This window comes from Kineosporia corallincola (assembly GCF_018499875.1).
GTDB lineage: Bacteria > Actinomycetota > Actinomycetes > Actinomycetales > Kineosporiaceae > Kineosporia > Kineosporia corallincola.
In genome coordinates this window covers 513,487-533,289 of record NZ_JAHBAY010000005.1, presented here as the reverse complement: position 1 = coordinate 533,289, position 19,803 = coordinate 513,487, and the positions used below count along the sequence as shown (strand labels likewise).

Sequence of the window (19,803 nt, the reverse complement as noted above, 5' to 3'; positions counted from 1 at the left end):
CGAGCCCGGCGCGGACGCGCTCCCCGCAACTCGATTCCTGCGGCTGGTCGGGTGGCCAGGTCATGAAAGCTCCTTGGCTCGCTGCGGTTCGGGCATCGGTGCACTGGGAAGGGATGCGCCGGCCCGGCGATCCCCATCATCATGTAGACGAGACGTCCATATAAAACCATGGATGTGGACTAGTCGTCCACATTCAAAGGTGCTTGTATGAAGACGGACGGTCCATTACCGTGACGCGGTCTACGGTGGAGGGAAGTCATGGAGCGGCAGGACGAACCGGTGCAACGCGTCCGGCGAGGGCGCGGGCGCCGACCCGCGGCCGAGGTCCGCGCCGGCGTGCTCGAGGCCGCCGGCCGGCTCCTGTTCACCGAGGGCATCAAGGCGGTGACCTTCGAAAGAGTCGCCCTCACCGCCGGATCCAGCAAGATGACGCTCTACAAGTGGTGGCCCTCCGCCGGTGCCCTGGCCGCCGAGGCCTATTTCGCCCGCAGCGAGCAGGTGCTCGAATTCTCCGACACCGGAGACATCCGCGCCGACCTGACCCGGCAGCTGCGGGCCTTCGTCCGGCTCCTCACCCAGGACGGCGCCGGCCCGGTGATCGCGGAACTGATCGGGGCCGCACAGACCGACCCCGACCTCAAGAGCGCCTTCTCCCGCGAATACTCCATGCCCCGGAGAATTCTCGCGATCGAGGCGATGGAACGCGCTCGCGGGCGCGGCCAACTACGTGACGACGTCGACGTGAGCATGCTGGTGGATCAGCTGTGGGGGGCCTGCTACCACCGGCTTCTCGTGCCCGACGCGCCCCTGAGTGAGTCCTTCGCCGGCGCCCTGGTGGCCAACGCCCTGGACGGGGCGTCGCCGCGCTCGTGATGAGTGGTGGGTCCGGGCGGCGGGACAGCGCACACCGGCGGTGAGGGGATGCGGCAGATCACGGCTGAACGCCGGTGTCCCGTAATGAGGTGGCCAGGATGCGGGCGGCCTCCGGGAACCGGCCGGGGTCCGGGCCGGAGTAGTTGAGCCGGACGTACGGCCCCGACGGTTCTGCCGGAAACCATTCCGTGCCAGGAGCAATGACGACTCCGCGGGCCTCGGTGGCCCGGCTCAGCGCGTGCGGGTCGGCGCCGTCCGGCAGCCGCAGCCACAGGTTCAGGCCACCCCGGGGCAGGAGTTCGAGGTGCGAGCCGGGCAGGTGCTCACGCAGGCTCTCGGCCAGCAGGTCACGGCGGGCCCGCAGGTGCTGGCGCAGCCGCCGCAGGTGGCTGCGCCAGGCCGGCTGCGTCACCACGTCCAGCGCGGCGGCTTGCAGCAGGCTGCTGACATACATCGTCTCGGTGGCCCGGTCGGCGCTGATGCGTTCCAGCGCGGGGCCTCTGGCGATGACGGCGGCGACCCGCAGCGCGGGGGACACGCTCTTGGTCGGCGACCGCAGATAGATGACGTGCCCGCTGTCGTCGTGGCCGGCCACCGGTGTGGGGTCGGAGTCGATGGCCAGGTCGTGGGCCCAGTCGTCTTCGATCAGGAACGCGTGGTGCCCGCGAAGGACGTCCAGAATTCCTTGGCTCACCTCGGAAGGCCATTGCGCGCCGGTCGGATTGGCGTAGGTGGGCTGGGCGTAGAACGCCCGCGCACCGGTTTCCCGCAGCGCCTGCCCGACGGCTTCGGGGGACGGGCCCTGCGGGCCCGTGGCGAGCGGGACCAGCCGGACCCCGGCCTGGGCGGCCGCCAGAATGGCGCCCCAGTAGGTCGGCGACTCGATGAGCAGCGGCCGGCCCGGGCCGACGACGGCCCGGAAGACGGAGCTGAGCCCGCTCTGGCTGCCGGACAGGATGAGCACGTCACGGGCACGGGGCGGCTGCACGCCGGCGGCCGTCGTGCGGGCCAGTTCGCCCGCGAACCAGGCCTGGAGTTCCGGCTCCCCGTGGACGGGCGCACGACGGACCGCTGCCTCGGACCGGGAGGCCCGGGTGACGGCCGAGCGCACGAGCCGCTCGGGAAGCAGCTCCCGGTCCGGGTATCCGGCATGCAGGGCGATCGCTCCCGGTGTGATCGGGCGTTGGGACGACGCCAGCGCCGTCCGGATCGGCGCCGCCCCGAGCGTTGACGTCTGCCAGCTGTGATCGATCGGCCGAGCCGACGTGGCCGGCCGGACGAAAGTACCCACCCCAGGACGGCTCTCGATCAGACCCAGCTCGGTGAGGGCGCGCACCGCCTTCTGCACCGTGACCGGCCCCGCACCGTGGCGGGCGCACAGTTCCCGGTTGGACGGCAGCCGGGCGCCCGGTGACGCGCTCTCGACCCACGCTCTCAGGTCGGCCGTGATCCGGGCACTGCTACCGTCATTCATGAGTGCCCACAGTAGCGTTACCGTCCGGATGGCCCCGCCGTTATCGCCCAGCCGGGCCGGACTGTGGTGGGGCCTGCTCGGCGTCACCGCCTTCTCCTTCACCGTGATCTTCACCCGGGTGGCCGTGGAAGGCCTGCCGGCCCTGTTCATCGGCTCGGGTCGGGCCGTGGTCGCCGCCCTCCTGGCTGCCTCGGCCCTGCGGCTGACCCGGCAGGCCCGCCCACGAGGACGCCAGTGGTGGCGGCTGGCCGTGGTGGCGGCGGGCGTCGTGCTCGGGTTCCCGCTGCTGACCTCGTACGCGCTCACCACGGCGCCGGCCAGCCACGGGGCGGTGGTCATCGCCCTGCTGCCGGCCGCCACCGCCCTGACCGTCGTGGTGCGCACCGGCGAGCGCCCCGCCCGCTCGTTCTGGCTGTTCGCGCTGGCCGGTGCGGTGGCCGCCGTGGTGTTCGCCATGCTGGGGTCCGGCGGGCTCGGGCAGGTGCGGCTCGCGGACCTGCTGCTGTTCGGTGCCGTCCTGGCGGCTGCCGTCGGATATGCCGAAGGCGGCCTGCTGTCCAGGGAACTCGGCTCGTGGCAGACGGTCTCCTGGGCGCTCGTGGTCGCGGCGCCGGTCACGACAGTCCTCACCGCCGTCGCGCTGCGCGCCGGGGCGCCGCACGCCACCGGCCAGCAGTGGGCCGCCTTCGGCTACCTGTGCCTGGTCAGCATGTACCTGGGTTTCTTCGCCTGGTACCGCGGCCTGGCCATCGGGCCGATGGCCCAGGTCAGTCAGGTGCAGCTGGCCCAGCCGGTGATGAGCATCCTGTGGGCCGCCGGGTTCCTGGCCGAACCGCTCACGGCCCAGACGCTCGCGGGCGGCGTCGCGGTCGTGGCCTGCGCCGCGCTGACCGTTCGGGCGCGGCTGTCGGGGCGTTCCGGTTGAGGATGACGGGTTTCCTGCGGGAAGTCGTCTTGTGGTTCGGCCGGGGTGGGGCAAAATGCTCGGGCGGCCGTGTCGTGGCGGATGAGCGGAACCTTGGGTGCGGCATGCTGATGACCATGGGCACGCCGCGCGCACCTCTGACCGCAGATGACTACAGGGGTGTTCCGGCCGAAGACGCTGAACGACTTCGGGACTGGAATGCGCACGTACCCGATGTCATCACCTGGCTGCGGGAACGATCGGGACTGATTCTCGACAGCAGCGCCGAAAGTCTGCGCGGGCTCTGGATCTGGGCCATGGATCACATCGCGCATGGTGGAGCAGGTCTCGCGGTTCCGCACGAGGTTCCCCCCTGGACGCGGTGGCGACCCTACCGTTATGCGTCCGAGAGGGAATTGCCATATCAGCTGTGGTTGTGGGGTGCTCTGTCGGCGTACTTCGGTGAGGTGTTCATCGCCTTTTGCACTTTGCCGGAGGTGGAATGGCGGATCTTTCGGCATTCGGTTCAGAGTGTCATGAATCAAGGAGAGTTCGTGCTCCTGCGTCCGGCTCACATCAAGCGGAACAAGCCGCGGAACTGGATCTGTCCGCACCAGACGGTCGGCGTGCTCCTTGAAGCGCAGAGCATGGACGTGAACTCCCAGGACGGCTTTCCGGTGGGCAGGGACGATCCAGGACGCTTGCAGGCGCTGCTGTTCATGCGCCTGAGGGAGTTCGGCGAGGGAGTCGCGGAGTTGACTGCCCCGGCCGCTGAGTCCGACAAGGACCCCGGGGGCACGTTGCGGGGCATGCTTGACGCCCCGCAGGTCGGCGTGGCGCGCTTGGTCTGCCCGCCCCGGTGGGTGGCGATACCCGATGGACTGGACGACGATGACTTCACCTTCACTACCGAAGAGGTCTGCGAGGGAATCGGATTCGCTGGGCAGGGTGGCCACTGGTCGATGCTGAGGCTTCACCCGACCCGCTGCTGAAAGTGCTACGTGCGCATCCTCTCGTCGTCGACGCGGAACGCACTGACCGAGAAGTTTATGAATGGACCACGGCCGCTACCGCATCCGCGGAGGAAATGGCTGCTTTGGCTCTGTCCGGCCTGGCCGCGGCTCAGGCGCAGGCTCTGCATGAGGCACTCGCGGCGCGTGATGCTGGCAGGATCTCACCACCATGACCGAGGCATCCTGGCGGCTGCGGGCAAGACCTCGTGCAGTGTGACGGTTCGGGGGGTTTCGGCGAAGAACGATTGGCGCCCTCGAAGTAGGAGGGCTCAAGGGGGACCTGTGAACCTGGATGATTTCAGGGGGATTCCGGCAGAGGACGAGGAACGTCTTCGTGAGTGGCTGGACCACGTCCCCGAAGGGGTTTCGTGGTTGCAGCAGCAGTCGGGGGTTGATCTGGACCGCAGTGTCGAGAGTCTGCGCCCGTTGTGGTCCTGGGCGATCGATCATCTCTCCGGCGCTGATGGAGGCGTAGGTGACTCCAAGAGGGATTTCCCGCCGTGGGCGCGGTGGCGGCCGTATCGGCGCCGGGCAGAAGCGATGAGGCCGGACCGGATGTGGTTGTGGGGGGCTGTCGTGGCGTACTTCGGCGAGGTGTTCATCGCCCGTGCGGCTGCGCCGGAGGTGGAGTGGCGAGTTCTGCGACATCCCGTCGAAACGATGCAGGACCAGGGGCAATTCGTCCTGTTGCGTCCAGCGCACATCAACCGCCGGAAGCCACGCAACTGGGTGTGCCCGCATGTGATTCTCGGCAATACGATCGGACAGCAGGACGCGGAGCCGGATCCGAACCGCCCGCTACCAACCGGCTACAACGATCCTGGCCGACTTCAGACGCTGCTGTTCATGCAGCTGCAAGCCTTCGGTGACGTGGTGCCGGAGTTGGCGCCGCCGGAGCCGGAACCAGGCCTCGATCCGGCCGACACACTGCTGGGGAAGCTGTATTCACCCGAGGTCGCTGCGGCCCGTGCAGCCTGTCCGTCCAGGTGGGTGGGTCTTCCAGAGGGCCTTGACGACGATGACCTGACCTTCACCACGGAAGAGGTCTGTGCCGAGGTGGGATTCGGCCCGGGCGAGGAGGGTGAGTGGTCGCTCTTCCTTCATGACGGCATTCGGCCGGTCGTGGACGTCGAGGTCCGGGACGAGGACGATCCGTTGTTGCGGACGCTGCTTTCGCATCCGCTGGTGGTCCAGGCCGAGCACTCGGATCGCGAGCTGTATGAGTGGAGCACGGTGGGGGCGCCGTCGGAGGGGGAGATGGCGGCGCTGGTCTTGAGAGGGCTGGCCGCTGCGCAGGAGCGGGCTCTGCGTCTGGCTCTTGCGCAGCGGGACGGTGGCACGACCTGACCGGCGGAGCCGGAACGATCACACGACGTTCTTCTGCGGTTCGGTGCGTTCTGCCCGGCCCTTTGGCTGTGCTGGGCTGGAGAGGTCTTCGGGGTTCAGGCCGTGTCGTGCGTCCCCGAGCACCAGGTCGCAGACCAGGGCTTCCATGCGCGGTGAGAAGACCTCGTCCACGCTCGGGAACATGATGTCGGGCAACGGGTCTCCTGGTGACGTCCTGGGCATGTGCGGTGCGGGCCTCACGAACGGCTGGACGCGGTTGCGGAGAAGTACGTTTCCCGCCACGCGTCGTAGTCGGCGTCCGACTGCCGGCGAGCCTGCTCGAGGGCGTGCGAGTCCTGCCCGACCCGCGAGCGCAGCCGTCCGGACGTGTCGGTGGCCGCGTCCAGCAGGGCCTGGGCCACGTCGGCGGAGGTGGCCAGGTATCCGGCGGGCGGCTGATCGGCGAAACCGGCCAGCGTCGCCCGGACGGTCGGCTGGTAGGCCTCGGGGACCGAAAGTCCCTCATAGCGTCCGTAGGTCGTGCTGAAGAAGTTGCTGTCCGGCACGAATCCCGGTTCCACCACCTTGATCTGGATGTTCTGCCCGGCGAGTTCGTGGGTCAGGGACTCGGAGAAGGCGTACAGGGCGCTCTTGCTCGCGCTGTAGACGCTTTGCAGGGGCATCGGGACCGTGGCGTTGCCGGAGGAGAGGTTGACGAACCGGCCGTGGCCCTGGCCGCGGAAGACCGGCAGTGCCTGGCGGATCACGCGCATCGGCCCGAAGACGTTGGTGTCGAAGACCTCGTGCACCAGCGGGGCGGGGCTCGCCTCGAACGGGCCGAACAGGCCGATGCCGGCGTTGTTGATCACGACGTCGAGAACGCCGAAGCGCTCGACGGCGGCGGTCACGCCGGTTGCCACGGACTCCTCGTCGCGGACGTCGAGAGCCTGCACCAGCAGCTGGTCGGACGGTTCGCCCTGCCAGGCGGCGGGATCACGCAGGGTGGCGACGACGTTCCAGCCCGCGGTGAGGAAGCGATCGACGGCGGCGCGGCCGAAGCCGGAGGAGCTGCCGGTGATCAGGACGGTGGAGGGCATGACGTTCCTATCGGGACGTAGACTGGGACAGCACTTTCGGAGTGGAGTCACCAGCATGCGCGCCGTTGCGGAGCCTGGTCCAAGGCCGATTGGTTATGGCGCCATGCATTTCGTGCATGCCCGCCCCGACGACGGAGGACCTGCTCGTGCCCGAGCCCGATCTGCGGCAGCTGCGTTACTTCGCGGCGGTGGCGCAGGAGCGCAACCTGACCCGCGCGGCCGAGAGCCTGCGCATCTCGCAGCCGGCGCTGTCCCGGGCGATCCAGGCCCTCGAGCGTTCCGTGGGCGTCGATCTGCTGATCCGCCGGCCCCGTTCCCTCGAACTCACGGACGCCGGGCGCAGCCTGCTGGCCTCGGCCCAGGAGCTGGACTCGCGCATGCACGCCGCGGTGCGCGACGCCCGCGCCGCGGGCACGCCCCGGCTCACGGTGAGCGTCCACATCTGTGACGTGTCGCTGGCGGCGCGGCTGTGCTCGTTCCACGACGCGGTCGACTTCGTCAGCGACGACACCCGGGAACAGGCCGACCACCTGCGTTCGGGCAGCCATCAGGTCGCTCTGCTGCGTGACCAGTTCGACGAGACCGGTGTCCGGCAGCACCTCCTGCTCAGCGAGCCGCGCGTGGTGATCCTGCCCGAGCGGCACCGGCTCGCCGACCGCGACGTCGTCGTCCTCGCCGACCTGCTCGACGAGCCGATCACCACGTGGGCGCGGATGTCGGCGGCCGAGGCCGCGCACTGGGCCGCGGCCGACGAGAACCCGCGACCGTGGCGGCCGGGACCGGCCGTGACCACACCGGGCGAGGTGCTGGCCGCCGTCCGGCTGAATCAGGCGGTGGCGTTCTACCCGGCCTCGGTGGCCCCGCCGGGAACCCGTCTGCCGGGCCTGGTCTCACGCGCCGTCGAGGGGGTTTCTCCGTCGAGGTTGTGGATCGGGCACCGCGAGGGTGAGATCGCCTCCACCGTGCGGGATTTTGTGGACGGCGTCAGGTCCCGCGTGCCTGAGGTGAGCCCGGCGTCCTGACCCAATTCTGAGTTCAGCCTCTAGGCGTCGCCCGGTTCGGACCCCAGACGCAGTGCCTGGTCGAAGGCCGCGCCGACCTGGGCGACCATGGTGTGCGGGCCCCCGTCGAGGCGCCGGGCCGTCTGGTAGCAGGCCAGGGCGGTCTCGGCCGCGAACCGGGCGACCGCCGGCTCGAAACCGCGACGGGCGAGCAGATCGGCGAAGAGGTCGGCGATCTGGTGATTCTTGACCGCGTTGCGGGCGCGCAGTTCCGGGTGCTGCTCGATCAGGCGGTAGTGACGCTCGTAGCCGTCCGCGTCTGCGGTGAGCCGCTCGCACAGCTGGAGGAAGAGCGGCTGCAACTGGCGTAGCGCCTCGGTGGCGGTGCCCGTACGGCTCGTCGTCTCCTGCTGCGTGGCGCTGGTGATGGCATCGAAAAGCTCTTGCTGCCGCGCGAAGACAACCTCCTGCTTGTCGCCGAAGTGGCGGAAGAAGGTCGTGCGGCCGACCTCGGCGCGCTCGGCGATGTCCGTGACCGAGACATGGTCGAAACCACGGGTGAGGAAGAGCTCGTCGGCGGCCTCGATGATGCGTCGCCGCGCCTCACGGCGCTTGCGCTCGGCCAGCGGAGGGGTTGCGGTCACATCTCTCCAACCTGCTGCGCAAGGCCGGGGTCTCGGGGCGGGCCGAGCTGATCGCACTGGTGCGCTGAAGCAAACCTCGAGGCCGGCGGCCCGGTGGAACCATCGGGTTCAGATGCCCTGTAGCTCGTGCTTGGCCCGCTTGGTGGGCCTGGAGGCGTCGTCGTCATCCGTTGGGAGGCCCCCGTCGGCCTGGGGTGAGGGAGGTGGTCCTGGGGCGAGCTGATCGGGCGGTGGGGGAACGGTGCCGGGGTTGAGAACGGCGGCGACGGCTGTGGCTGCCCGGGCGGCGCCTTCGGGGTCCAGGCCTGGCCACAGTCGCATGTCGTCTTCGAAGGCTGACTGAGAGGTGAGGGTGATCTTCTGGTCGGCCAGGTGCTGGGTTAGGTTCCGGCGGGTGACCTCGGCCGCCATCTGGGGAAGGTGTTCCTCGCCGACCTTCCAGACTCCGGTGCGGCCGGGCTCGTTCTTCCGGGCGAGCAGAACCCGGTCGAGCATGGTCTCGGACCGCGCTTGCACGGTGTCCGGGACCAGCGGTAGCCGAAGGGTCTTGGCGTCGTCGGCGAAGCGTCGGACGGCCTGGAGCGCCGGTTCGAACGCGGGTGCCGGGACCGGCACCGTGAACATCGCATCGGTGCAGGTGGCGGACTTTTCGGTGATGGACGCCCGGATCGCGGTGCTGTGCTCGCCGATCATCTGCTCCAGATCCGCGTGGTCGCTGGCCAGTTGCGTCGCGAACTCCGTGGCCAGGGTGACGAGCTGGACCGTGTCCGGATAGGTGTCGCGGCTGGGATCCATGATCGTGGAATCCTCCGGGGTCAGCTGGCCGGCGTCGGTGAGTTCGTTCATCCGGGCCTGGACCGGCTGGAACACCTGAAGCTCGAACTGGGCCTGCTGCACCTGTTCTTTCAGCATCTTCAGCCATGAGAGCACGATGTCGCCGAGGTTCTTGACGTAGTTGTCCGTGGTGTCCCGGAAAACGGTCAGGGTCGAGGAGGTCTGAGCGTCGTGGAAGCCCTGGGCGGAGTTGAGCAGATGCTCCGCCGCCGTGGCCGCCCGGGCGACGCTCGCTGCGGCTCTCGCCCGAAAGTCGTCGCCGGGCAACTTGATTCCGGCGTGGGGGAGGGTGAAGCCGAGCTCGTCGTGGATCTGCGTGTCGATGAATCCGTATTTGAACAGCAGGAAGGCCCATTCGGGGATGCGGTTCGCACCGGACACCTGATGATCCTCCCCGACGACGTTGAGGCAGTCCTTGTCGACGGCCCGGAAGATGTCACCAGAAGGTCTGCTTCCGGCGATCGTGTGGTGGCTGTGGATCGGCCGGCCGGTCAGGGCGGCGTGGGCCAGGTCGTCCGCCTGCTCCTCGCCCGGCGCCTGCGCGGGCTGGACGATCGGGACTCCTGCCGGAGGGCCGGCGGTGACGGCGTGGGCCAGTTCGTGCGCAAGGAGTTCTCGCCCCTGGATCGAGTGTGGCGCGTAGGCCCCGGCCCGGAAGTAGATGTCGCGCCCTACGGTGAAAGCCCGGGCCTGGAGGGCCCGTGAGATGTCGGACGCCTCGGCGTCGTGGTGGATGCTCACGTCGGTGAAGTCCTGACCGAAGCGGCCGCCCAGGTCACGGGCCACCTGCGGGGGCAGCGCGTGCCCGGTGGACGCCCGGGCCCGCAGGACGCTCCGTAGCGCAGGGGGAACCGCGTGCCCGCCCAGCGGGTCCCGCGACCGGCGAAGGCGCGCGGGTTCGGGCGGGACGGCCAGCGCAGTGGCGGCCAGGACGGGATTCCGGGCGCCGGGCTCAGAGGGGGACGATGGTCTCCGGGCAGGTGGTCTGCTGTCCGGAGCAGGTCTGGCCAGTTCGTAAGCCGTCACCAGGATGCCGTCCTCTCCGGGAACCCGTGCCACCGAGGAGGTTCGGCAGGATCGGCGTGGTGCTTGAGCCCTGGGACGGCCCCGTCTCGCCGGGGGCCCTGCGCACCACTAACGTCCGGTGGTGCCGTCGAGCTGCTCGCGCAGGATGTCGGCGTGCCCGACGTGCCGCGCGACCTCGGCGCCCATGTGCGCCAGCATCCACCGCATGCTGAGCCGTTCACCGTCGACCTGCCGGGCCAGCGGTATGGCCGGGTCACCCACCGACCGGGCCGCGGCATCGCTCTCGGCGATGGCGGCGCGGTAGTCGTCGAGTACCTCCTGCACGGAAACCTCTGGCGGAACGGTCATTCCGAAGTCCCAGTCGGGGTCTGCGGGATGGCCGAGCAGATGATGGCCGAACCACCAGCGCTCCGTCACGGTGAGGTGCCGGACCAGGCCGAGGATCGAGGTTCCGCTGTCGACCAGCGGCCGCCGCAGCTGGTCCTCGGACAGGCCTTCGGCCTTCTTCAGCATGCAGGAACGAGAGAAGTCCAAGAAGGCCAGGGCTGTTTCGAGTTCACCGGTGTCGACTCTGGGCACGGGCTCGCGCTGTGTCTCGGCCATGCGAGACAACCTAGCTTGTCACCGACCACCTTTCATCCGGCTTTGTGCGGAAGGTGTGCACTACCCTCGTGGCCGGTAGTTCGCTGATCGTGGGCGGTTTTCGTCGTCCACCAGTTCTGGTGGTGCGGCTGTCACCCGTGACGACGAAAGAGCCGGCCGGACGGATGTTCTCGGCGCGGGACCACCAGTCGTCGAGGTGGATGTGACGACGGCGCCGGGCGGGGCGGTGTGCTCGATCCCGGGTGCCTGCTGGACCGCACGCAGAACCGCGTACCGCGGCTTGGTCAGCTCGGCCTCGGCGGTCTGCCAGGCCGCGTCGTGGTCCTGAAGCGCCTGGCGTAGTACGGGGACGGTTCGTCGCCGAGCATCCGGCCCACGGGACGCCTGCTCGGCGCCGGTCATGATGCCCGCCTCGAGCAGGACCACGCGGCAGGAGGGGTCCTCGCTCAGCCGCCCGGCACACATCCGGCGGGCCCGGCACCGACGATCACACAGTCGGCCCCGACCGGAACCGGTTGTTCCGCCCTCGCCGGCAGCGGGTGGGACCTGGACCGGGCACAGCAGTGGCCGCGGGACCAGTGCGCCCTGGGTGTCCCTGGTCCTGGGCCTGAACGAGCAGTCTTCCGTTCGCAGGTGGGCAGTGCCCGGGGAATGCATACCGCAGACGGCGGGTTCGTACTACCTTGCTGTGACTTGACCCCTGAGGGAACGACCGAGCTGAAACGGAAGGTTCATGGCCGACACCGCGTCATCGTCGATCAGGAGACGGCCGAGCAAGCCGCCGATCTGGTCGGGAGCAATGACGAGAGCATGATCGACCTGCGAGGTTTCCTGCGGGAGCTGGGCCGGCCACCCACCGGCGACCAGCGCCACACCGCTTCCGGCCGGGAGCCGGGCCGTGCTCCGGCGCGCGAGCGGTGGCCCAGTCTGGCCGGCCGGCTGGATCAGGGCGTCGATGCCGTGCTCCTGCGCGCCCGCCTGGGCAACTACCAGCGCTCGCTGACCAGTGCCCGCCGGGCGCTGGGCCAACCCCGTCCGTCCCCGGCCCTCAACCCGGCCGGGACGAGTCTCTTCACCACTCACATCACCACCGACGGCCATGATGGCGCCCAGCGCGGATCTTCCGCAGAGCAAGGAGACAACCAGTGAACACGGGTACCGGTGCCGACGTCACCTGGCTGGTCGACGGGTTCGCCCAGCGCGTTCCCGGTGTGGCGCACGCGGCCGTGGTCTCGGCCGACGGTCTCCTCCTGGCCAGTTCGCAGGGGCTCCCACGGGACCGCGCCGACCAGCTGTCCGCGGTCGCCTCCGGCCTGGGCAGCCTGACCAACGGCGCCTCGTCACTGTTCGCGGCCGGTTCGGTGGTCCAGACCGTGGTGGAGATGCAGGGCGGGTTCCTGCTGCTGATGGCCGTCTCCGACGGGTCGTGGCTGGGGGTGCTGGCCGCCCCGAGCTCCGACATCGGCCTGGTCGGTTACGAGATGACGATGCTGGTCGACCGGGTCGGGCAGCATCTGTCGCCGGAGATCAGGCGTCACGGCTGAAGCACCGGCGGCGGGTCGTGAGGACGCCCGGAACGGGTCGGGTCCGCAGGGCGGCGCCGCCGCGTCCTGATCCGGGCCCTCGCTGACCTGTATCGGACGGCATCGCCCGCCGGCAGCGGCCCCTGCCGGCGGGCGACGGTCTGCGGAAATACTCAGCGACTCGCGAAAACCAGGTAGCCGAGGGCGAAACCGAGGATCGTCGCGACGACGGAGACCGCCAGCGCGGTCTTGCCGAGCCGCTCCCTGCGGGAGACGGCGACGCCGCCACAGATGATGGCCGCCACCCCGAACACGATCGGGAGGATGGCGACAGCCAGGGCGCTGAGCGCGAAGGACACGATCGACAGCACATTCGACTGCTTGGTCGCGGGGGCGGTCAGCGGGGTCTGGGGCTGGGTCTGCGTCACTTCATCCTCCTGGTCGCGAATGGGTGTTTGTGAACACTTTGGTGCTTTGACGAACCTTGCGCACCTCGACGTGTCGGGCATCGCGGTGCCGACGCTCGTGCCGGGGCGAGAATCCCGATGGCCGAGGGATGTACTGCCGGTACACCCCTCATCAGAAACTCCCTGCTCGCCCGGGCGGGGTGTTCCATGGAGACCGTCAGCACGCGAGCGGCTTTCAGGAGCAGTAGTGACAGACGACGACGAAACCACACCGGGCGGCTGGACCGGCGGCCAGAACGCTTTCGGGGACTTCGCCCCCGGGCTCGTGCATTACACCGACAAGGTCCTGTTCGACGAGGTCTGGGAGCGCACGGACCTGTCCCGGCGCGACCGCAGCCTGGTGACGATCGCCGCGCTCACCGCGCTGGGCAAGACGGACCAGCTCCGGTTCCACCTCGCCTACGCCCGGCACAACGGGGTGACCGACGACGAGCTGAAAGAGGCTCTCCTGCACCTGGCCTTCTACTCCGGCTGGCCCAACGGCATGGGCGCGACCGCGGTGCTGAAAGACGTCATCGAGAACGGGAACTGAGGAAAACGTCATGAGCGACCACGATTTCGAGCAGATCTTCCCGCTGGGTGCGCCGAACGACGCGTACGCCCAGTTCTTCACCGGGCAGAGCTACCTGGCGCCGCTGGTGCCGGGCAGCGTCCCGGTCAGCAACGTGACCTTCGAGCCCGGCTGCCGGAACAACTGGCACATTCATCACGGCGGCGACGGCGGTGGTGACCAGATCCTGATCTGCACCGCGGGCAGCGGCTGGTTCCAGGCCGAGGGCGCGGACCCGATCAGCATGGAGCCCGGCACCGTGGTCCGGGTCCCGGCCGGCACCAGGCACTGGCACGGCGCCAAGGCCGATTCCTGGTTCTCCCACCTGGCGTTCATCACCCCGGGCCAGGACGTGAGCAACGAGTGGCTCGAACCGGTCACCGACGACGAGTACGGCAAACTGCCGACGGAGAAGGAGAATTCGTGAGCATCCTGGACGAGACCTACACGCTGGCCAACGGCGTCAGTATCCCCAAGCTCGGGCTGGGGACCTGGTTCATCGACGACGACCAGGCCGCCGGGGCGGTGCGGGCCGCCGTCGAAATCGGCTACCGCAACATCGACACCGCGCAGGCCTACGGCAACGAACGCGGTGTCGGGGAGGGCGTCCGCGGCAGCGGTGTGTCCCGGGACGAGCTGTTCGTCTCCACCAAGCTCGCCGCCGAGATCAAGAACTACGAGCAGGCCGCGGCCGCGATCGACGAGTCCCTGGCGAAGCTGGGCCTGGACCATATCGACCTGATGCTGATCCACGCCCCGCAGCCGTGGGACGACTTCCGCGGCGGTGACTACGCCGACGGCAACCTCGAGGCGTGGCGGGCGCTGGAGGAGGCCTACCGGGCAGGCAAGCTGCGCTCGATCGGCGTCTCGAACTTCCTGCCGGCCGACCTCGACAACATCATCGAGCACGCCACGATCGCCCCGCAGGTCAACCAGATCCTGGTGCACGCCGGCAACACCCCGAGCGACCTGATCGCCTACAGCCAGGGCAAAGACATTCTGGTGGAGGCGTACTCGCCGATCGCCCACGGCGAGATCCTGAAAAGCCGCACCGTGGCCGAGATCGCCGGGAAGTACGGGGTGAGTGTGCCGCAGCTGTGCATCCGCTACACCATCCAGCTCGGCACCGTCTCCCTGCCGAAGACGGCGAATCCGGAGCACATGCGCAGCAACGCCGCGCTGGACTTCGAGATCTCCGCCGCCGACCTGGAGGCCCTGCGGAACCTGGACGAGAGGGACTACGGCGACAACGCCGTCTTCCCGGTCTACAGCGGCCGGTGACGCCGGGTGTCAGACGGAGGCCGCCCGCGAGGCGACGAACCGCTCGATCAGGCGTGAAAGGTCACCCTGGCTGACGGGTTTGGTGACGAAGTCGTCCATGCCGGCGTCCAGGCACTCCTGCTTCTGATCATCGCCGGCGGCCGTGAGAGCGACGATGAACACGTCACGGGTGCGGGGGTTCCGGCGCAGGGCGCGGCTGATCTGCAACCCGTCCATGCCGGGCATGTGCCGGTCCAGCAGGATCAGGTCGAAGGACGTGCCCCCGGCAGCCGCGACGGCTTCGTTCCCGTTGCCGGCGGTGGTGACGTCGACACCCAGCCGGCGCAGGAGACTGCCGGCGACCAGGCGGCTGACCTCGTCGTCGTCCACCAGCAGCACGCGCAACGGTGCCTGCTCCGGAGAGGGGAGCGGAGCTTCCCCGGAGCGGGCCGAGGGCAGTACCGGCTCCCGGTCCGGCACTGGTGACGGCCCGGCGGCGTCGAGCGGCAGGTCCACGGTGAAGGTGGTGCCCCCGGGGCGGCTGCGGACGTCGATGGTTCCGCCCATCAGCTCGACGAGCTGCCGGCACAGGGCCAGGCCCAGGCCGGTGCCGCCGTGGACGGAGCCGGCGAGGCCCTGGCGGAACGGGCGGAACAGGCCCGGTAGTTCCTCGGCGCTGATGCCGGGCCCGGTGTCGGAGACGCTGAAACGCAGATACCCCGGCCGCGGCACCTCGAGCGCCGACCGCACGCCTCCGTCGGTGGTGAACTTCACCGCGTTGCCCTGGAGGTTGAGCAGGATCTGACGCAGCCGGTCGGGATCGGCCCGGACCAGCGCCGGCACCCCGTCGCCGACCTCCACGTGCACCGTCAGGTTCTTCAGGTACGCGGACCCACGGACGGTGTCGGCCACCTCGTGCAACAGAGCCGCGGGGTCGATCGGGCGCGGACGCAGCGAGGTCTGTTGCGCCTCGCCCTTGCTCAGATCCAGGATGCCGTTGAGCAGGGCGATCAGGGTGCGGGTACTGACCAGGGCGATCCGGGCCCGTTCGTGCTGCTCCTCGGTGAGCCCGTCGTCCATGAGCAGTTCCAGCATGCCGTGCACACCGTTCAGGGGTGTGCGGATCTCGTGGCTCACGGTGGCCAGGAACATCGACTTGGCCTCGTTCGCGCTCTGTGCCGCGTCCCGCGCCTGCGCCAGTTCCCGGGCCTGGGCCCGCAACAGCGTCACATCGGTCATCGCCACCACGGCACCCACGACGCCGAGGGTGTCGCCGTGCAGGGTGCGTCCCGAGACCCGCAGGGTCAGCGCGGGCCGGCCGGCCGGCGCGATCACCATGAGCAGGTCGTCCACCTGGCCCTCCCGCAGGGCACGCGCGAGCGGGATGTCGTCGGCCGCCAGCGGCGTGACACCGTCCTCGGAGAACAGGTCGTACCGCGCCGCCCACTGCCCGGGGTCCAGGCTGGAGTCGGCGTCCACCCCGTGCATCTCGCGGGCGGCCCGGTTGAACAGCGTGAGCCGGCCTCTCATGTCGCACGCGACCACGGCCACGTCGATGGTGTCCAGCACGGCACTGACCAGCGCCTCACGCCGCTCGGCCTCCTCCGCGAGCCGCTGCGCCCGTTCGGCGACCTGGCGGGACTCCCGGGAGACCCGGGCGAGCTCGAACAGCGTCACGACCTGACCGGTGAGATCGGCCAGTGCAGCCCGCTGCACGCCGGTGAGCTGCCCGGGCTCGTCCGAGAAGACGCACAGCGTGCCCAGCACCCGGCCGTCGGGCAGCACCAGCGGCGCCGAGGCGTACAGGCGAACCCGTGCCATCACGCCGTTCACCCAGGGGTTGTCCCGGAACGACGGCTCGTTCCGGGCGTCCGAGGTGTACCGCAGTTCCGGCTCGTGGATCGCCCGCGCGCACATCGAATCGCCCAGGTCCGAACGTCCGCCCTCGAAACCCGACGAACCGACCTGATGCTGGAAACACCCGCCCAGCAGGTTCACCACCGCGTTCGGCACCCCGCACACCGCTGCCGCCACCCGGGTGATCGCCCGCAACTGCTCCTGCGGGGCGAGGTCCGGCAGGCCGTACTCGGCCAGGAGAGCATCCTCGCCAATGAACATGGGCCTCCCGCCCCGCCTGTTCGAAGCACTGTCCTGCGGTCTATCGGCCGGGGCCGAACGTCGCTGAAACGAAGCGGTGCCGGGCAGGGCCGTGGGGGCGGCGGGCGACATGTTCGGCCCGCCGGGAACCGGACCGGTGACCGGGCCGACCAGGGTGAACAACATCGCGTCCGGTGCCGGCTCCGGTGCCGGCTCCGGTGCTGCTCCGGGCGATGGGGGCCCGGTGGTCCTGCCACGCCGGCGGTAACCGGCGTGGCAGGACTGACCGGGCCCACCCCCGTGGCGCCTCAGCGCTGCAAGGTCAGCAGACCCGGGCGGTAGGGCAGGAGGTTGTAGTCGCCGCCGGAGGAGGGCGAGCGGCCCTGGTAGAGCAGTTGCAGGTTGCAGGGGTCGACGGTCATGGTCTGGTCGGCGCTGACCCGGATCAGTTCGCCGTGGCTGATGTCGTTGGTCCAGGTGGCGCCGCTGTTGGCCTTGCCCGCGAAGGGGTTGCTCTCGGTCGCGGCCTGCGGGGTCCAGGTGCCGCCCAGGCTGGTGGCCGTGAACGAGCGGAAGTAGCGGCCGCCTGAGCCGATCGCCTCGACGATCATCAGGTACTGGTTGCTGCCTTGGACCTTGTAGACCTGGGGAGCTTCGAAAAGGTTGTTCTTCGTGTCGCTGAGGACCACGGTCGAGGAGGAGCCGAAGCTGCCGGGGAAGTTGGCCTGGGCCATGGAGGAGCGGTAGATCTTGCCGTTGTCGCCGGCGAAGAACAGGTACATGGTGGTGCCGTCACCGATGAGGGTCTGGTCGATGGGGCCTGTGTCGGAGCCGGAGACGGTGCCGGTGAACAGGGTCTGGGGGGCGGACCAGCCGTTGGCCTTGGTGGGGTCGGACGAGGTGCGGTAGGAGAACTTGGTCGGTCCCCACTGGTGGGCCAGGATCCAGATGTTCTTGGGCGCGAAGTAGAACAGTGAGGGGGCGACGGCGCCGGAGCTCATCGCGTTCTGGGCCGCGGTTGCCAGGTCGGACCAGTTCGTGATGGTGCTGAAGTTCATCGAGCCCCAGCTCGTGCCGGTGTCGTGGGTGGTGGCGTAGACCAGTTGCTTGCCGTTGTAGGGGGCGGTGGTGAAGTCTTTCAGTGACGCCCAACCGGACCGGGGGGTGGCCAGCGCACCGGTGGACTTCCAGCGGTACGTCGAGGGAAGAGCGCACGAGCTGGTAGCCGAAGCCGCGGGGGTCGAGGAGACGTTGGTGGCGGTGGGGGCGGCAGCACCGGTCTTGACGAGCTGCCACTGCTGGTTGGTGCCGTTGGCGTCCGCGTACTGCACGACGTTGCCGCCGTCCGCGGTCGAGGCTCCCTGGACCTCCAGCGCCTTGCCACTGTTGCGGTTGATCAGCTGGACGTACCCGTCCAGGTTCTGGATGCTGAACTCCTGGTTGGCGGCCTTCAGATCGGTCCACTGCACGATGGACCCGCCGTTGGCGGTGGACCAGTTGTAGACGTCCAGAACCTTGCCCGAGTGGCGGGACCTCAGCCGGTAGTACCCGTCGCCGGAGGAGACGAACTGCCACTGCTGCTGGGCGCCGTCGTTCCTGGTCCACTGAGTGATGCGGGAGCCGTCCGAGGTGGCCAGGTTGTAGACGTCCAGGGCCTTGCCGCTGTTGCGGTTGACCAGGATGTACGAGGCGCTCGTGTCGACCGGCGACGCGCCGCCCTCACTCCCGCTGCCGGTACCGCTTGCGCTCGCGTTGAGCGCGTTCAGCACCGAGGTGTAGGCGGCCTTCTTGTTGCCGGAACCGTCGAACAGCAGCGGGTTCTCACCGGTACGCCAGGAATCGGTGTCCCGGATTCCCCACACGGTGATGCCGGTGCACCGCGAGATCGCCAGGCAGGACTTCACCACGCTGGCGTAGGTGCCGGCCTGGTTGGAGCCCTGGGCGACGTCGAGCTCGGTGATCTGCACGTCGACGCCCAGGTCGGCGAAGCGTTGCAGATTGGCCTGGTAGTCGCCGGGGATGCTGGTGCCCAGGTGGGACTGGAAACCCACGCAGTCGATGGGCACGCCGCGGGCCTTGAAGTCCTTGACCATGTTGTAGACACCGGTGGACTTGGCATTGACGCCATCGGTGTTGTAATCGTTGTAGCACAGCTTCGCGGCCGGATCGGCGCTCCTCGCGGCCCGGAAAGCGGCCTCGATCCAGTCGTTTCCGGTGCGCTGGAGGTTGGAGTCCCGCCGCGCGCCGCTGGAGCCGTCGGCGAAGGCCTCGTTCACCACGTCCCAGGCGTAGATCTTGCCCTTGTAGTGAGTCGCGACCTTGGTGACGTGATTGATCGCGGCACTGCGCAGATCGCTGCCGGACAGTGACTGCGCCCACCCCGGCTGCTGCGAGTGCCACAGCAGGGCATGCCCACGGACCCTGGCGCCCATCGAGACGCCCTTGTTGAGGATCTGGTCGCCGCCGGTGTACGAGAACGAGCCCCGGGACGGTTCGGTGGCGTCCCACTTCATCTCGTTCTCGGGCGTCACCGAGTTGAACTCGCGGGTCAGGATGCTGTTGTAGGTGGAGTCGCTGAGCCGGCCGGCGGCGATGGCCGCGCCGAAGTAGCGGCCCTTCTCTGCGGCTGAGCCGCCCAGGGTGTTGGCTGCCTGGGCGGACTGACCGAAGGCCGACATCACGGCGATCACGAGAACCGTGGCCATGGCGGCGGCCGAGGCCTGCCATCGCAGGCGGGTCCACGGCGGACGTCGGCGCGGAGCGGGGATGGACATGAGTGACCGCCTTTCGTCAGGGAAGCTCATGGCTTATTCCAGGCGGTCCCGAGGGGCACATGGAAAAGAAAAGGCCATGAGGTCAAGGAGGAGAATTATCTTCTGTCGACCCGATGTATGGACGATTCGAGATCGTGCCAGAGGCATTGCATCAAAACAAGCGAGGTTTCTGTCAAGGGCTTCTCGGAGACGCATCATGCCTGTTCGGAAGCGGTTATGAATGATTTTCACGGTCCCTCCGGGTGGTCTTCACGTTCCCGGGCCGGGCGACCACCGCGGGGTTTCCGGGATAACAATTTTTCCGCCGGCGTCATTCGATGGGGCCGGCGGTCGCGGA

General features: G+C 69.0%; 20 protein-coding genes. 10 read left to right on the top strand and 10 right to left on the bottom strand.

The window, feature by feature from the left end:
- Nucleotides 1–258: 258 nt before the first annotated feature.
- Nucleotides 259–873 (top strand): TetR/AcrR family transcriptional regulator, encoded by a 615-nt coding sequence (locus KIH74_RS14995; protein WP_214156534.1) that lies wholly within the window; start codon nt 259–261, stop codon nt 871–873.
- Nucleotides 874–931: 58 nt separating this feature from the next.
- Here KIH74_RS14995 and KIH74_RS14990 read toward each other — a convergent pair whose 3' ends face one another.
- Entirely contained in the window at nt 932–2,347 is a 1,416-nt protein-coding gene (locus KIH74_RS14990; protein ID WP_214156533.1) for an aminotransferase-like domain-containing protein, read from the bottom strand.
- On the opposite strand from KIH74_RS14990, the gene KIH74_RS14985 reads away from it, so the two are divergent.
- From KIH74_RS14985 to KIH74_RS14975, 3 genes are all read left to right on the top strand, one after another.
- Nucleotides 2,346–3,272, top strand: a complete 927-nt coding sequence (locus KIH74_RS14985; protein ID WP_372492055.1) for a DMT family transporter — start codon at nt 2,346–2,348, stop codon at nt 3,270–3,272. The genes KIH74_RS14990 and KIH74_RS14985 overlap by 2 nt on opposite strands.
- Nucleotides 3,273–3,376: 104 nt before the next feature.
- A complete protein-coding gene (locus KIH74_RS14980; protein ID WP_214156531.1) occupies nt 3,377–4,243 on the top strand; it encodes a hypothetical protein in 867 nt (288 codons plus the stop codon).
- A 303-nt stretch (nt 4,244–4,546) separates the two neighbouring features.
- A complete protein-coding gene (locus KIH74_RS14975; protein ID WP_214156530.1) occupies nt 4,547–5,611 on the top strand; it encodes a hypothetical protein in 1,065 nt (354 codons plus the stop codon).
- A gap of 18 nt (nt 5,612–5,629) precedes the next feature.
- On the opposite strand, the gene KIH74_RS14970 is transcribed toward KIH74_RS14975, so the two are convergent.
- Together KIH74_RS14970 and KIH74_RS14965 are read right to left on the bottom strand one after the other, a co-directional pair.
- Entirely contained in the window at nt 5,630–5,806 is a 177-nt protein-coding gene (locus KIH74_RS14970; protein ID WP_214156529.1) for a hypothetical protein, read from the bottom strand.
- A 41-nt stretch (nt 5,807–5,847) separates the two neighbouring features.
- Entirely contained in the window at nt 5,848–6,687 is an 840-nt protein-coding gene (locus KIH74_RS14965) for an SDR family oxidoreductase (protein WP_214156528.1), read from the bottom strand.
- Nucleotides 6,688–6,803: 116 nt separating this feature from the next.
- On the opposite strand from KIH74_RS14965, the gene KIH74_RS14960 reads away from it, so the two are divergent.
- Nucleotides 6,804–7,709: a LysR family transcriptional regulator gene (locus tag KIH74_RS14960; protein ID WP_214156527.1), complete on the top strand. Its 906-nt coding sequence runs from the start codon at nt 6,804–6,806 to the stop codon at nt 7,707–7,709.
- Nucleotides 7,710–7,729: 20 nt separating this feature from the next.
- On the opposite strand, the gene KIH74_RS14955 is transcribed toward KIH74_RS14960, so the two are convergent.
- From KIH74_RS14955 to KIH74_RS14940, 4 genes are all read right to left on the bottom strand, one after another.
- Nucleotides 7,730–8,332 (bottom strand): TetR/AcrR family transcriptional regulator, encoded by a 603-nt coding sequence (locus KIH74_RS14955; protein ID WP_214156526.1) that lies wholly within the window; start codon nt 8,330–8,332, stop codon nt 7,730–7,732.
- Between the two features lie 108 nt (nt 8,333–8,440).
- Nucleotides 8,441–10,192, bottom strand: a complete 1,752-nt coding sequence (locus KIH74_RS14950) for an eCIS core domain-containing protein (RefSeq protein WP_214156525.1) — start codon at nt 10,190–10,192, stop codon at nt 8,441–8,443.
- A 108-nt stretch (nt 10,193–10,300) separates the two neighbouring features.
- Nucleotides 10,301–10,795 carry a DinB family protein gene (locus KIH74_RS14945; protein WP_214156524.1) on the bottom strand — a complete coding sequence of 165 codons (495 nt, stop codon included), beginning with the start codon at nt 10,793–10,795 and terminating at the stop codon, nt 10,301–10,303.
- Nucleotides 10,796–10,855: 60 nt separating this feature from the next.
- Nucleotides 10,856–11,221, bottom strand: a complete 366-nt coding sequence (locus KIH74_RS14940; RefSeq protein WP_214156523.1) for a hypothetical protein — start codon at nt 11,219–11,221, stop codon at nt 10,856–10,858.
- Nucleotides 11,222–11,605: 384 nt separating this feature from the next.
- Between KIH74_RS14940 and KIH74_RS14935 the strand changes: the two genes are divergently transcribed.
- Nucleotides 11,606–11,944 carry a hypothetical protein gene (locus KIH74_RS14935; RefSeq protein ID WP_214156522.1) on the top strand — a complete coding sequence of 113 codons (339 nt, stop codon included), beginning with the start codon at nt 11,606–11,608 and terminating at the stop codon, nt 11,942–11,944.
- Nucleotides 11,941–12,339: a roadblock/LC7 domain-containing protein gene (locus KIH74_RS14930; protein WP_372492054.1), complete on the top strand. Its 399-nt coding sequence runs from the start codon at nt 11,941–11,943 to the stop codon at nt 12,337–12,339. The genes KIH74_RS14935 and KIH74_RS14930 overlap by 4 nt, the downstream gene beginning before the upstream one ends.
- A 152-nt stretch (nt 12,340–12,491) precedes the next feature.
- On the opposite strand, the gene KIH74_RS14925 is transcribed toward KIH74_RS14930, so the two are convergent.
- Entirely contained in the window at nt 12,492–12,746 is a 255-nt protein-coding gene (locus KIH74_RS14925) for a hypothetical protein (RefSeq protein WP_214156521.1), read from the bottom strand.
- A 226-nt stretch (nt 12,747–12,972) separates the two neighbouring features.
- Here KIH74_RS14925 and KIH74_RS38610 point away from each other — a divergent pair, with 226 nt between their 5' ends.
- From KIH74_RS38610 to KIH74_RS14910, 3 genes are read left to right on the top strand one after another with little or no spacing between them, the layout of a single operon-like run.
- Nucleotides 12,973–13,317: a carboxymuconolactone decarboxylase family protein gene (locus KIH74_RS38610; protein ID WP_214156520.1), complete on the top strand. Its 345-nt coding sequence runs from the start codon at nt 12,973–12,975 to the stop codon at nt 13,315–13,317.
- 10 nt (nt 13,318–13,327) lie between these two features.
- Nucleotides 13,328–13,762, top strand: coding sequence for a cupin domain-containing protein (locus KIH74_RS14915; protein ID WP_214156519.1), 435 nt, complete (start codon nt 13,328–13,330; stop codon nt 13,760–13,762).
- A complete protein-coding gene (locus KIH74_RS14910; protein ID WP_214156518.1) occupies nt 13,759–14,616 on the top strand; it encodes an aldo/keto reductase in 858 nt (285 codons plus the stop codon). Before KIH74_RS14915 ends, KIH74_RS14910 begins: the two co-directional genes overlap by 4 nt.
- Nucleotides 14,617–14,625: 9 nt before the next feature.
- On the opposite strand, the gene KIH74_RS14905 is transcribed toward KIH74_RS14910, so the two are convergent.
- Together KIH74_RS14905 and KIH74_RS14900 are read right to left on the bottom strand one after the other, a co-directional pair.
- Nucleotides 14,626–16,713 (bottom strand): hybrid sensor histidine kinase/response regulator, encoded by a 2,088-nt coding sequence (locus KIH74_RS14905; RefSeq protein ID WP_214156517.1) that lies wholly within the window; start codon nt 16,711–16,713, stop codon nt 14,626–14,628.
- Nucleotides 16,714–17,000: 287 nt separating this feature from the next.
- Nucleotides 17,001–19,466: a non-reducing end alpha-L-arabinofuranosidase family hydrolase gene (locus KIH74_RS14900; RefSeq protein ID WP_214156516.1), complete on the bottom strand. Its 2,466-nt coding sequence runs from the start codon at nt 19,464–19,466 to the stop codon at nt 17,001–17,003.
- Nucleotides 19,467–19,803: the final 337 nt, after the last annotated feature.

Coding starts and splice junctions, on each gene's coding strand:
- KIH74_RS14980 (WP_214156531.1), top strand. CDS start 3,377: ATGCTGATGACCATGGGCACGCCGCGCGCACCTCTGACCGCAGATGAC.
- KIH74_RS14960 (WP_214156527.1), top strand. CDS start 6,804: ATGCCCGCCCCGACGACGGAGGACCTGCTCGTGCCCGAGCCCGATCTG.
- KIH74_RS14935 (WP_214156522.1), top strand. CDS start 11,606: ATGATCGACCTGCGAGGTTTCCTGCGGGAGCTGGGCCGGCCACCCACC.
- KIH74_RS14995 (WP_214156534.1), top strand. CDS start 259: ATGGAGCGGCAGGACGAACCGGTGCAACGCGTCCGGCGAGGGCGCGGG.
- KIH74_RS14945 (WP_214156524.1), bottom strand. CDS start 10,795: ATGGCCGAGACACAGCGCGAGCCCGTGCCCAGAGTCGACACCGGTGAA.
- KIH74_RS14915 (WP_214156519.1), top strand. CDS start 13,328: ATGAGCGACCACGATTTCGAGCAGATCTTCCCGCTGGGTGCGCCGAAC.
- KIH74_RS14900 (WP_214156516.1), bottom strand. CDS start 19,466: ATGTCCATCCCCGCTCCGCGCCGACGTCCGCCGTGGACCCGCCTGCGA.
- KIH74_RS14985 (WP_372492055.1), top strand. CDS start 2,346: ATGAGTGCCCACAGTAGCGTTACCGTCCGGATGGCCCCGCCGTTATCG.
- KIH74_RS14905 (WP_214156517.1), bottom strand. CDS start 16,713: ATGTTCATTGGCGAGGATGCTCTCCTGGCCGAGTACGGCCTGCCGGAC.
- KIH74_RS14990 (WP_214156533.1), bottom strand. CDS start 2,347: ATGAATGACGGTAGCAGTGCCCGGATCACGGCCGACCTGAGAGCGTGG.
- KIH74_RS14965 (WP_214156528.1), bottom strand. CDS start 6,687: ATGCCCTCCACCGTCCTGATCACCGGCAGCTCCTCCGGCTTCGGCCGC.